Annotated in this window: 12 protein-coding genes; 5 read left to right on the top strand and 7 right to left on the bottom strand. The window is 75.5% G+C overall.

From position 1 onward, the window contains the following. The first annotated feature begins 151 nt into the window (after positions 1 to 151). Entirely contained in the window at positions 152 to 844 is a 693-nt protein-coding gene (locus tag ACGFIE_RS06400) for a response regulator transcription factor (protein WP_363681854.1), read from the top strand. Beyond that, complete coding sequence (locus ACGFIE_RS06395) at positions 837 to 1,856, top strand: sensor histidine kinase (RefSeq protein ID WP_393291688.1); 1,020 nt, start codon at positions 837 to 839, stop codon at positions 1,854 to 1,856. Before ACGFIE_RS06400 ends, ACGFIE_RS06395 begins: the two co-directional genes overlap by 8 nt. Before the next feature lie 11 nt (positions 1,857 to 1,867). Here ACGFIE_RS06395 and ACGFIE_RS06390 read toward each other — a convergent pair whose 3' ends face one another. From ACGFIE_RS06390 to ACGFIE_RS06380, 3 genes are all read right to left on the bottom strand, one after another. After that, a complete protein-coding gene (locus tag ACGFIE_RS06390; RefSeq protein ID WP_393293181.1) occupies positions 1,868 to 2,476 on the bottom strand; it encodes a class I SAM-dependent methyltransferase in 609 nt (202 codons plus the stop codon). Between the two features lie 119 nt (positions 2,477 to 2,595). Beyond that, positions 2,596 to 3,276: a DUF2064 domain-containing protein gene (locus ACGFIE_RS06385; protein WP_393291686.1), complete on the bottom strand. Its 681-nt coding sequence runs from the start codon at positions 3,274 to 3,276 to the stop codon at positions 2,596 to 2,598. Then, positions 3,273 to 3,947 carry a glycosyltransferase family 2 protein gene (locus tag ACGFIE_RS06380; RefSeq protein ID WP_363681860.1) on the bottom strand — a complete coding sequence of 225 codons (675 nt, stop codon included), beginning with the start codon at positions 3,945 to 3,947 and terminating at the stop codon, positions 3,273 to 3,275. The genes ACGFIE_RS06385 and ACGFIE_RS06380 overlap by 4 nt, the downstream gene beginning before the upstream one ends. Positions 3,948 to 4,092: 145 nt before the next feature. On the opposite strand from ACGFIE_RS06380, the gene ACGFIE_RS06375 reads away from it, so the two are divergent. Next, positions 4,093 to 5,586 carry a hypothetical protein gene (locus tag ACGFIE_RS06375; protein WP_393291684.1) on the top strand — a complete coding sequence of 498 codons (1,494 nt, stop codon included), beginning with the start codon at positions 4,093 to 4,095 and terminating at the stop codon, positions 5,584 to 5,586. Positions 5,587 to 5,643: 57 nt separating this feature from the next. Here ACGFIE_RS06375 and ACGFIE_RS06370 read toward each other — a convergent pair whose 3' ends face one another. Further along, a complete protein-coding gene (locus ACGFIE_RS06370) occupies positions 5,644 to 6,708 on the bottom strand; it encodes an NAD-dependent epimerase/dehydratase family protein (RefSeq protein ID WP_393291681.1) in 1,065 nt (354 codons plus the stop codon). Positions 6,709 to 6,947: 239 nt separating this feature from the next. On the opposite strand from ACGFIE_RS06370, the gene ACGFIE_RS06365 reads away from it, so the two are divergent. Next, the gene (locus ACGFIE_RS06365; RefSeq protein ID WP_393291679.1) at positions 6,948 to 8,318 is read left to right on the top strand and encodes a molybdopterin-dependent oxidoreductase; all 1,371 of its coding nucleotides are present in this window, start codon (positions 6,948 to 6,950) and stop codon (positions 8,316 to 8,318) included. Continuing rightward, entirely contained in the window at positions 8,311 to 8,844 is a 534-nt protein-coding gene (locus ACGFIE_RS06360; RefSeq protein ID WP_363681867.1) for a hypothetical protein, read from the top strand. The genes ACGFIE_RS06365 and ACGFIE_RS06360 overlap by 8 nt, the downstream gene beginning before the upstream one ends. Here ACGFIE_RS06360 and ACGFIE_RS06355 read toward each other — a convergent pair. The 3 genes from ACGFIE_RS06355 to ACGFIE_RS06345 are packed head-to-tail and all read right to left on the bottom strand — an operon-like array spanning position 8,811 to position 11,195. Then, complete coding sequence (locus tag ACGFIE_RS06355) at positions 8,811 to 9,518, bottom strand: RibD family protein (RefSeq protein WP_393291676.1); 708 nt, start codon at positions 9,516 to 9,518, stop codon at positions 8,811 to 8,813. The genes ACGFIE_RS06360 and ACGFIE_RS06355 overlap by 34 nt on opposite strands. Beyond that, positions 9,515 to 10,198: a GTP cyclohydrolase II gene (gene ribA / locus ACGFIE_RS06350; protein WP_363681871.1), complete on the bottom strand. Its 684-nt coding sequence runs from the start codon at positions 10,196 to 10,198 to the stop codon at positions 9,515 to 9,517. The genes ACGFIE_RS06355 and ribA overlap by 4 nt, the downstream gene beginning before the upstream one ends. A 58-nt stretch (positions 10,199 to 10,256) precedes the next feature. Beyond that, the gene (locus ACGFIE_RS06345; protein ID WP_393291674.1) at positions 10,257 to 11,195 is read right to left on the bottom strand and encodes a lysylphosphatidylglycerol synthase transmembrane domain-containing protein; all 939 of its coding nucleotides are present in this window, start codon (positions 11,193 to 11,195) and stop codon (positions 10,257 to 10,259) included. Positions 11,196 to 11,255 lie beyond the last annotated feature (60 nt).

The raw sequence follows: 11,255 nt of genomic DNA, 5'->3' as shown, positions 1-11,255 counted from the left end.
CGGGCTGATCACTCGGTCAGCCCGCGCCGGCCGGCCCGTGCCGGATCAGCCGTCGGGTCGACGACCAGGGGCTCGGCGGTAAGCAAACCGCAAGGTCTGCGCAATCGCCGACCGCATCCGTGCTGGCTACGCTGGCCCGGGGAGGTGGCCAGTGGCGCAGCGGGTGCTCGTGGTCGACGACGACAGGACCGTCAGCGACGTGGTCTGCCGCTACCTGGAGCACGCCGGGTACGAGGTGAGCCACGTCGGCGACGGCCTGGCCGCTCTGGAGGCCGTGCAGGACCGGCCGCCGCACCTGGTCGTGCTGGACCTGATGCTCCCCGGCCTGGACGGGTTGCAGGTGTGCCGGCGACTGCGGGAGCAGCCGGACGGCGTACCCATCATCATGCTGACCGCGCGCGGCGACGAGGCGGATCGGGTGCTCGGCCTGCAACTGGGCGCCGACGACTACCTGGGTAAGCCGTTCTCGCCGCGTGAGCTGGTACTGCGGGTCGGTTCGGTGCTGCGCCGGGCGGGTGAACCGGCCGCCCCGGCGGCCGAGCTGCTGGCCGACGCGGGGTTGGAGGTGGCCACCGGGCCACGGACAGCCCGGCTGCACGGCCGCGACCTGGCCCTGACGCTGCGCGAGTTCGACCTGCTGGCGCACCTGATGCGGCACCCGACGCGGGCGTTCCGGCGCGCCGAGCTGTTGGAGCGGGTGTGGGGGTGGAACTTCGGCGACCAGTCCACGGTGACCGTGCACGTGCGGCGACTGCGGGAGAAGATCGAGGACGATCCGGCCGAACCGCGACGGATCGTCACGGTCTGGGGCGTCGGCTACCGGTACGAGCCGGCCGATGCGTGACCTGGCGCTGATCTTCGCGGCGGCGCTCGCGGCCGCGCTCGGCGTGGGCCTGCTGGGCGCGCTCACGCTGCGGCTGCTGCGGCACCGGTCGATCACCGTGCACGTGTGCGTCCTGCTCACCGTCACGGTGGCCGCCGTGGTGGCCGGGGTGGTGGTGGTCGCCCAGGCGATGTTCCTGTCCCCGCACGACCTCCAGGTCGTCCTGCTGACGGTCGCCGCGGCGGCGGTCGTGAGCCTCGGCGTCGGCTGGTACTTCGGGCGCCGACTGGCCGTGGCGGCGGTCTGGGCGGCCCAGGCCCGGGAGCGGGAACGGCGGGTCGAGAAGGGCCGCCGGGACCTGGTGGCCTGGGTGTCGCACGACCTGCGGACGCCCCTCGCCGGCCTGCGGGCGATGGCCGAGGCGCTGGAGGACCGGGTGGTCGACGACCCCGCGACGGTCGCCGAATATCACCGGCGGATCCGCCTGCAGACCGACCGGATGACCCGACTCGTCGACGACCTGTTCGAGCTGTCCCGGATCAACGCCGGGGCGCTGCGCCTGACACTGTCGGCGGTGCCGCTGGGCGAGGTGGTCTCCGACGCGCTGGCCGGCGCCGCGCAGCTGGCCAAGGCCCGTCGCATCCGCCTGGTGGCCGCCGAGTCGGGCTGGCCCACGGTGCTGGCCAGCGAGCCGGAGCTGGCCCGGGTGGTGGGCAATCTGCTGCTCAACGCGGTGCACTACACGCCGAGCGACGGCACGGTGCGGGTGGACGCCGGGCGGGAGAGCGACGCCGCCTGGCTGGCGATCGCCGACACCTGCGGCGGCATTCCGGAACACGACCTGCCCCGACTGTTCGACGTGGCGTTCCGGGGTGAGCCGGCCCGGACACCCCGCTCCGGCGGGGAGGGCTCCGGAGGGCTGGGGCTGGCGATCGTGCGCGGGCTCGTCGAGGCGCACGGCGGCCGGGTGGACGTGCAGAACGTCGTCGGCGGCTGCCGTTTCGTGGTCCGCCTCCCGCTCCCGACCGCCTGACACCGGCGGCGTCAGCGGCTCGCCGTCAGCTCGCCGAACCAGCGTCGCCCCCTCCGGAACACCTCCCGCACCGCGAGCCCGGCGGCGTCGGCGACCGGGTGCACGGCGCGCGCGTCCAACCGGGCCCACCGGAACGCCGGGCCGAGCAGGAGACGGCCGGCCCGCTGCTCGGCGGCCACCCGGGCCTGGCCCTGCCACAGGCCGGCGCCGGGCGGCTCCAGCTCGACCAGGACCGTGCCGTCGGGTACGAGCAGGTCCCGGCAGCGGCGCAGCAGCGCGACCGGCTCACCGCCGATGCCGATGTTCCCGTCGATCAGCACGGCGTGCGCCCACCGGCCCTCGCCGGGCAGCGGTTCGAACAGGTCACCGTGCACGGCCACCGCGCCCCGGGCCCGCGTCAGCCGCACCGCCGTGGCGGAGACGTCCACGCCTACCGCCGTCCGGCCGGCCCGGGTCAGCGCCACTGTGAGCCGCCCCGGCCCGCAACCGAGGTCGAGTGTCGGCCCGGCACACCGCTCGACAAGCGCGGAGACCGCCGGCTCGGCCGGTCCGTGCCAGCGGTCCACCGGCAGCCGGCTGCGGACACCGTCGCCGTGAACCAGCCACCGGCCACGGGCCACACGGTCGGCGAGCGCGGCGGCGAACGGGTCCGATTCGTCGTACCCCCGGGCCGTCGCCGACGGGAGCGTGGGCGACGGCCTCGCCGGTGCGACGTCGACCGGGGCGGTGTCGACGGGGTTCACCGCCGGCCTCCCGGCAGCAGGGCGAGGCGGACCGCCGCGACCTGTCGGGCGAAGCGACCCTCGGGCACCTCGACGGCCACCGCGAGGGCATCGGACCACTCGTCGACATCGCGCAGGACCGGCAGCGGCGCGGTACGCAGACCGCGCCCGGTCAGGGCCGCCCACGTGCCGCGACCGGTGTCGGGCGTCGACATCGGCACGTCGCGCAGCACCTCGGCGTGCCGGGGATCGCGTAGCCCGAGGGACCACCACCCGCCGTCGCGTGCTCGGCCGAGCACCGCGTCGGCGGCGCGCAGGCGCAGCACCGCCGCGGCCAGCCCGGCCGGCGTGACCTGCGGCGTGTCCATGCCGATCTGCAACACCGGCCGGCCCGGGTAGGCCACCGCGACCTCGGCGTACGCGTTGGCGAGCCGCTCGCCCAGGCCGGCGCCGCGCTGGTCGAGCACCGGCCAGCCGGCCAGCGCGGCGGTCAGCGCGGCCGCGTCCTCGGCCTCGGCCAGCCGACCCGACCAGGCCAGCACCGGGGTGACGCCGGGGGTGGCGCGGACGGCGTCGAGGGTGTCGCGCAGCGCGGCGGCGGCGATCCGGGCCGCCTGCTCCGGGGTGGCGGGTGGGCAGAGCCGCGTCTTCACCGCCCCGGCGACCGGCGCCTTGGCGACCACCAGCAGAACTGTCACCGGGGGCCTTCCACGGTACGCAGCACGCCGGCGAAGTCACGGGTGGCCCGCAGGGTGCCCCGCACCGAGCCGGACACCTTGGACCGGGTGCCGGCGGCCCGCGGCGCGTAGGTGACGTCCAGCTCGTGGATCCGCCAGCCGGCGGCGGCGGCCCGGATCAGCAGTTCGAGGGGGTAGCCGAAGGCCCGGTCGGTGACGCCCAGGCCGAGCAGCGCCTCGCGCCGGGCCACCCGGATCGGGCTGAGGTCGCGCAGCGGTACGCCCCGACGGCGCAGCAGCGCGGCGACAAGCGCCGTGCCGGCGCGGGCGTGCCACGGCCACACCCCGGCCCCGACCGGCCGTCGCCGGCCCACGCTGAGGTCGGCGGTGCCCGCGACCACCGGCGCGACCAGTGCCGGCAGCTCGGTGGGGTCGAACGACCCGTCGGCGTCCAGGACGCACACCACCTCGGCGTCGGCGGCCTCCAGACCGGCGTGCACTGCCGCGCCGTAGCCGCGTCGGGGCTCGTGCACCACCCGGGCGCCGTACCGGGCGGCCACCTCGGGCGAGCCGTCCCGGGAGCCGTTGTCCACCACGATGGCCCGGTAGCCGGGCGGCAGCGCGGTGAGCACGCCCGGCAGGGCGGCGGCCTCGTCCAGGCAGGGCAGCACCACGTCGATCTCAGTCGGCATACCGCCGACGCTAGGGCGGCACTCCGGCGACGGAGGCGGAAATGTGCTTACCGAACCCTTACCACCCGGGCATTTCTTACCGTCCGGTGACGGGAGGCCGATTCCGGGGCGCGGGGTCGGGCTGTCGCCGTACCGTCCGGTGGTCATGGCCTCGACCACCGCTCTCGCCGCCGCCCCCGGGCGGACCCCGCCGCGCCGCCACGCCAGGGACCTCCTGGTGGTGGGCGTGGAGGCGGCGCTGCTCGCCATCGCCGTGCTGGTGGGGGCCGTGCTCAACGCGCGCGGCGCCGGGATGCACGCCGACGCGGCGCCGCTGTACGCGACGTGGCGACCGCACGTCGGCTGGGGCAGCCCGGCCGCGCTTGCGGTCGCGGTCGCGGTGGTGGGCTGGGGAGCGCGGTGGGCCCGTACCGCCCGGTGGGGTGTCCTGCTGACCGCCGCGTGGCTGACGGCGGTGGCCTGGACGTTGTCGCTGGCCCTGGTGGACGGTTGGACGGCGGGGCTGACCCGGAAGCTCACCCCGCAGGCCGAGTATCTGCACGAGGTTCCCGGGATCACCGACATCCCGGCGATGCTCGCCGGTTTCGCCGGGCGGATCCTCGACTTCCAGCCCGGCTCGTGGGCCACCCACACCGCCGGTCACCCTCCGGGCGCGCTGCTCATCTTCGTCTGGCTGGACCGCATCGGCCTCGGTGGAGGCGCGGCCGCCGCGTTGGCCTGTGTGCTGGTCGGCGCCACGGTCGCGGTGTCGGTGCCGGTGACCCTGCGGGCTCTCGGCGCACCCGACGCGGCGCGTGCGGTGCTCCCGTTCCTGGTGCTGCTGCCGGGGGCGGTCTGGGTGGGCGCCTCGGCCGACGGCATCTTCGCCGCCGTGGTCGCGGCCGGCCTGGCGCTGCTGGCGGTCCGTGGCCGCGTCGCCGCTCTGGCCGGCGGGGCCGTGCTCGGGTTCGCGCTGTACCTGTCGTACGGGTTCCTCCTGGTCGGTCTTCTCGCGCTGGCCGTGGTGGCGCTGCGCCGTACGCACCGTGGGAGCGTGCTGCTCGCCGCCGTCGTCGGGGTCGCGGCAGTGGTGGCGGCCTTCAGCGCGACGGGCTTCCACTGGTGGGTCGGCTACCACCTGGTCGTGCAGCGGTACTACCAGGGCTGGGCCGCCGACCGCCCGTACGCCTACTGGGTGTGGGCCAACCTGGCCGCGCTGCTGCTCAGCGCCGGGCCCGTGCTCGGGCCGACGCTGCGCCGCGTGCTGGCGGCCGCGCGATCGTCGTGGCCGGGGTTGCGCGCGGCGCTGCCGGCCCCCGCCCCGACCTCGGCGGGCGGGCCGGCGCCGGGCGGGCCGCGCTTCGGGCCGGGCGCGGCCGCGAGCGGGTGGCGGGCCGTCGGCCGGCTGGCCACGCCTGCGGCAGCAGCGGTACGCGCAGCGGGCCCCACCGTGCTGCTACCGCTTGCCGCCCTCGTCGCTGTCCTCGGCGCGGACCTGTCCGGACTGAGCAAGGCGGAGGTGGAGCGGATCTGGCTGCCGTTCGTCGTCTGGCTGCTGGTGGCCACGGCGTGGTTGCCGGCGAGGTCGCGGCGCTGGTGGCTGGCCGCGCAGGCGCTCACCGCGCTGGCCGTCAACCATCTGGTCTGGACGGTCTCCTAGTCACCCCGGCGGCAGGGGCCACGGACGGCAGGGCCACGGACGGCCGGTGCCGACGGGTCAGCCCGCGACGGCTGCTGGTTCGCGCAGCGGGTCGGTGGCGAAGCCGGCCACGCCCTCGGCGAAGCCGACCCGGGCCGTGTAGCCGAGCAGTTCGGTGGCCCGGCGCGGGTCGGCGACCACGTGCCGCACGTCGGCGGCGCGGGCCCCACCCACGACCTGCGGGGCCGGCCCGCCCATCGCCTCGGCCAGGGTGACCGCCAGCTCTCCGACGGTGTGTGGCTCGCCCGAGCAGACGTTCACCGGCACCAGCGTGGCCGCCGGCGCGCTGCTGGTGAGGGCCAGCAGGTTGGCCCGCGCCACGTCGGTCACGTGCACGAAGTCGCGCCGTTGCCGGCCGTCCTCCAACACGCGCGGCGCCACGCCGGCCGCCAGCGCGGACCGGAAGATCGATGCCACCCCCGCGTACGGAGTGTCGCGGGGCATCCGGGGGCCGTAGACGTTGTGGTACCGCAGCGCCCACACGGCGCCGCCGGTCTGCCGGGCCCATGCGGCGGCCAGGTGTTCCTGGGCGAGCTTGCTGGCCGCGTACGTGCTGCGGGGCTCCAGTGGCGCGTCCTCCGGCACGAGCACCGGTTCGAGTCCGTGGCCGCAGTGCGGGCAGGTCGGGTCGTACCGGCCGGCCATCACGTCCTCGGGGCGGCGGGGCGCGGGGCGCACCGTGGCGTGCTCGGGGCAGGCGTAGCGTCCCTCGCCGTAGACCACCATGGAGCTGGCCAGCACCAGCCGGCCGATCCCCGCCCGGTGCAGGGCCGCCAGGAGCACCGCCGTGCCGTAGTCGTTGTGCGTGACGTAGTCGGGGGCATCCGACGGGTCGAGGCCGTGGCCGACCATCGCCGCCTGGTGGCAGACCGCGTCCACGCCGCTCAGCAGCCGGTCCAGCAGGGGCCCGTCACGAACGTCGCCGCGGACCACGTCGTGTCGGCGGGACCACGCCGGCAGCTCACCGCCGTGCGCCTGGGGCAGCAGCGCGTCCAGCGCCACCACCTCCTGACCCTGCTCGACGAGCAGATCGACGACCTGCGACCCGATGAACCCGGCCGCGCCGGTGACCAGTACGCGCATGCCGGTCACGGTAGGGCGGAACGGGCGCCCGGCGGGCCGGTTCGGCGGACCCGTAAGGACTTCGCAACAGCTCGGACGGCGCCGGCGGCCCGGTAAGCGTTCGGTAATGCGGTAAACCCGGCCCGGCCGTACCCGCGCGGTCTAACCTGCCGGCAGTGCCCGCCGCCGGTCCACGCGCCCGGCCGGGCCGAGGAGTGTGGACGACGTACGGCGCGAGAACGGCGAGGAAGGAGCGGCGGGTGCCGGTAAGCAGACCCGGTTCGGGCGGCAGCGGGACCAGGGCCGCGGACGCGGACGGCGGCTACGGGGCGCCGCGCCGGCTCTGGCGAGGGCTGGCCCAGCACCGCCCGCCCGGTGTGGACGCCGCCGAACGGAGCTGGCGCAGCCCGTTGCGCGGCCCCTGGCTCACCGCCGTCTACGGGTCGGTGCTGCTGGTGGCCCTGCCCCTGGTGATCATCACCGGGCTGCTCGACTACGCCGCCTACGGCCCGCAGTTCGATCAGGCGTTCCCGTCGCACGTGGGCTGGTTGCGGCTACCCGCCTTCGACTGGCCGACGCGGCCGTCGTGGCTGTTCCGGGTCACCCAGGGACTGCACGTGACGCTCGGCATCGTGCTCGTCCCGGTGGTGCTGGGCAAGCTGTGGTCGGTGCTGCCGAAGCTGTTCGACTGGCCGCCGGCCCGCTCACTCGCCCAGGTGCTGGAACGGCTCACTCTCCTGCTGCTGGTCGGCGGGATCCTGTTCCAGATCGCTACCGGCCTGCTCAACATCCAGTACGCGTACGTGTTCGGCTTCGACTTCTACACCGCCCACTACTTCGGGGCCTGGATCTTCACGGCTGCCTTCGTGGCGCACGTGCTCATCAAGTTCCCCCGGCTGGTGACCGCGCTGCGGTCCCGCCCTCTGGGCGCGGAGCTGCGGACCCCGCGCGCCGCGACGCGGCCCGAACCGCCCGACCCGGACGGCCTGGTCGCCGCCGAACCCGGGCCCGCCACGGTCAGTCGACGCGGCGCGGTCGGCCTGGTCGGCGGCGGGGCGCTGCTGCTGGCCGTCCTCACCATCGGGCAGAGCCTCGACGGTCCGCTGCGGCGCACCGCCCTGCTGCTGCCCCGGGGGCGACAGCCCGGCACCGGGCCGAACGGCTTCCCGGTCAACCGCACCGTCGCCGCCGCCGGCATCCGCCCCGACCAGACCGACGCGAGCTGGCGGCTGACCCTGCGCGGCGGCGGCCGGACCGTGACCCTGGACCGGCCCGGCCTGCTGGCCATGGCGCAACACACCGCCGCGCTGCCCATCTCCTGCGTGGAGGGTTGGTCGACCCGGCAGACGTGGACCGGCGTCCGTCTTCGTGACCTGGCCGCCCTCGCCGGGGTCGCGGACCCGGTCTCGGCGCGGGTGTCGTCGCTGGAGCAGGGCGGGCTGTTCCGTACGGCGGTACTCGCCGCCAACCAGGTCCTCGATCCGGATTCGCTGCTCGCCCTGCGGGTCAACGGCGTCGACCTGGCCCCCGACCACGGCTATCCGGCTCGGGTCATCGTGCCGGCCCTGCCCGGTGTGCACTGCACGAAGTGGGTCGCCGAGATCGACTTCCGGGTCCGGACCGATGGCTGAGCGCGACGAGCCGACCGAGGGACGGGACAGACCGACCGAGGGACGGGACAGGCCGACGGCGGGGCCGGCCGGGCGGCTGCGGGCCGGCTACGGCGCGGCGCCGTGGCATCTGCTCCTGGTGACCGCGGTGATCGTGCTCGCCGGCTGGGTGGCGCTGCGGCTGGCGCAGGAGGCGACGTTCGGCCGGATGCTGCTCTGGTTCGTCGGCGCGGTCATCGCCCACGACCTGGTGCTGTTCCCGGTGTACGCGAGCGCCGACCGGGCGCTGCGCGCGGTGGTCCGCGATCGTGTCACGCTGCTCAACCACCTGCGTGTGCCGGCGCTCGGCACGGCGCTGCTGTTCGTCGTCTACTCCCCCGGCATCCTGCGCTGGGGCGAGACGACCCACGAGGCGGCCACCGGCCTGACCCAGCGGCCGTACCTGGTGCGCTGGCTCCTGCTCAGCGCGGCGCTCTTCCTGCTCAGCGGACTCGCGTACCTGCTGCGTCGTATTCAGGCGTCGCGGCAGCGCTCGGAGAGCGCGTAGCGGAGCAGGACCACGTCGCCGATCTGGCGGGTCTCGGCCAGCCGGGCGCGGCGACCGGGATGCCAGGGGAAGCTCCCCTCGCCGACGAAGCGCGGCGCCCGGCGGTCGCCGACGAAGAAGGGGGCGACCACCAGGTGCAGCTCGTCGGCGAGGCCGGCGGTGAGGAACTGGGCGTGCACCGTCCCGCCACCCTCCACCATCAGCCGGCGCACACCCCGCGCCGACAGGTCGGCGAGGACCCACCCGAGGTCGACCGGCTCGCCCCCGTCCACCACGGTGGCCACCCGGCCGACCCGCTCCCGGGCCTTGTCCAGCGCCGCGCTGGCACAGTAGACAAGCCGGACGGCATCGCCCGCGGTGAAGAACCGGGCGGTCGGGTCGAGGTCCCCCCGGGCCGTCAGGGTCACCTTGGTCGGCGACGCGGGCCGCCCGCGCGCCATCCGCTCGGCCCGACGCGACGCGGACCGCACCAGCAGGCGGGGGTCGTCGCGGCGGACCGTGGCGGCGCCGACCAGGATCGCGTCGCAGGTGGCCCGGACCGCGTCGACGCGGTCGAGGTCGTCGGAGTTGGACAGCAACAGCCGCCGCTCGGAAGCGTCGTCGATGTACCCGTCGATACTTGTGGCGCAGCTCAGCAGCACGTAGGGCCGCGTCGGCGCCGGCCGGCAGCTCACCGGGAGACGTGCCGGTCAGGGGTACGACCGGACTCCGCCTCCGCCGCCTCGGTCTGTGCCGCCTTGGCGGCCTTCGCCGCGAGGTACTCGGCGTTGGCCGGGGAGAGGAAGATGCTCGTCGGTACACGTTCGACGACGTCCACGCCCAGGCGGGTGAGCTGTTCGGCCTTGTCCGGGTTGCTGCTGAGCAGGCGGACCCGGGGCACGCCGAGGGTGGCCAGCATCTGCGCGGCGACGCTGTAGTCGCGCTCGTCCTCACCCCGGCCCAGCGCCACATTGGCCTGGTAGGTGTCCAACCCGGCGTCCTGCAGGGCGTACGCGTCGAGCTTGGCGTACAGGCCGATGCCCCGGCCCTCCTGGCGCAGGTAGAGCAGGAACCCGCCGGTCTCGGCGATCCGCTGCACCGCCTCGCGCAGCTGCGGCCCGCAGTCGCAGCGCTGGCTGCCGAACACGTCGCCGGTGAGGCACTCGCTGTGCGGGCGGACCAGCGGCGGCTCCCCGCCGGCGGCGAGCCGGTCCAGCGCCCCGGCCCAGTCACCCAGGCCGAGGGCGAGGTGTTCCCGACCGTCCACCAGTCCCTTGAACGTGAACACCCGGACGGTGGTGGTGTAGCCGTCGGGAAACGCCAGCGGCACCGTGACCTGCGTACGGACCGTGGCGACCGGCAGTGCTTCGAGCATGGGACTCCTTTGTCCGGCGCCGCCCGGAGGCGACGGCGCGTACCGTCTCACCACTGACTCAACAGCCGCCGCCGGAGGCAGCTTCCCGAGCGGTGGCGGGATTGTGGGCCCGTCGGGCGAGCAGGACTGCCGCGCCGGGCAGGCTGGCCACCAGGACGAGGGCGCCGTAGACGGTGGCGGTGGCGACACCTTCGGCCGCGCTGAGCCCGGCCGCGCCGAACACCCACGCGGCCACCCCCTCACGGGGGCCGAAGCCGGCGACGTTCAGGGGCAGGCCCATGGCGAGCAGGGCGAGCAGTGTCAGGGGCAGCAGCCGGGTGAGCGGGGCGTCGGAGCCGGCGGTCCGCGCCGCCAGCAGGAAGGTGGCCAGGTGACCGGCGACCATCACGGCGGAGGCGACAAGGACGCCGAGCCAGGTCCGTCGGGCCAGCAGGCCGGCACGGACGTCCGCCACGGCGGTCCGTACGCCGCGGGCCCACCGGGAGCGGCCGGTGCCGGGCAGGAGCCGCGCCAGCAACACGACTGCCAGCCCACCCGCGAGCAGCAGGGCGGCGGCGGCCGGCAGGTACGGCCGCACCGGGGACGGGAACGCCGCGAGCACCACAAGCGCGACACCCACCAGGACCACCTGGCCGGCGGTACGTTCCCAGATCACCGCGCGGATGCCCCGGCTGACATCGCCGGCGTCGCGGCCGTGGCGCACCGCCCGGTGCACGTCCCCGAGCACCCCGCCGGGCAACGTGGCGTTGAGGAACACCGCCCGGTAGCAGTGCGCCACGGCGGTCGACAACGGCAGGCGTACGCCGAGGCCACCGGCGACGAGGCTCCACCGCCACGCCGCGCAGACAGTGGTGAGCACGCCGATGAGCAGGGCCGCGGCCAGGGACGGCGCGTTGATCAGCCGTACGCCGGCGAGGAACGGGCCGCCACCCACCTGCCACAGCAGGACGGCGAGCAGGCCCACCCCGCCGACCACTCGTGCCCAGGCCCACAGCATCGACGCCGGTCCTCCCCGAAGATCGTCCACTCTCTCTAGAGCACGTACCCAGGGCGGCGA

Source organism: Micromonospora sp. NPDC049275 (assembly GCF_043197115.1).
Classification (GTDB): Bacteria; Actinomycetota; Actinomycetes; order Mycobacteriales; family Micromonosporaceae; genus Micromonospora.
The sequence above is the reverse complement of the archived record's forward strand: the minus strand, read 5'-3'. Positions and strand labels throughout refer to the sequence as shown.

Excerpts from the sequence above, each read along its gene's own strand:
- ribA (WP_363681871.1), bottom strand. The coding sequence starts at position 10,198 with ATGCTCGAAGCACTGCCGGTCGCCACGGTCCGTACGCAGGTCACGGTG.
- ACGFIE_RS06380 (WP_363681860.1), bottom strand. The coding sequence starts at position 3,947 with ATGCCGACTGAGATCGACGTGGTGCTGCCCTGCCTGGACGAGGCCGCC.
- ACGFIE_RS06370 (WP_393291681.1), bottom strand. The coding sequence starts at position 6,708 with ATGCGCGTACTGGTCACCGGCGCGGCCGGGTTCATCGGGTCGCAGGTC.
- ACGFIE_RS06360 (WP_363681867.1), top strand. The coding sequence starts at position 8,311 with ATGGCTGAGCGCGACGAGCCGACCGAGGGACGGGACAGACCGACCGAG.
- ACGFIE_RS06395 (WP_393291688.1), top strand. The coding sequence starts at position 837 with ATGCGTGACCTGGCGCTGATCTTCGCGGCGGCGCTCGCGGCCGCGCTC.
- ACGFIE_RS06375 (WP_393291684.1), top strand. The coding sequence starts at position 4,093 with ATGGCCTCGACCACCGCTCTCGCCGCCGCCCCCGGGCGGACCCCGCCG.
- ACGFIE_RS06345 (WP_393291674.1), bottom strand. The coding sequence starts at position 11,195 with ATGCTGTGGGCCTGGGCACGAGTGGTCGGCGGGGTGGGCCTGCTCGCC.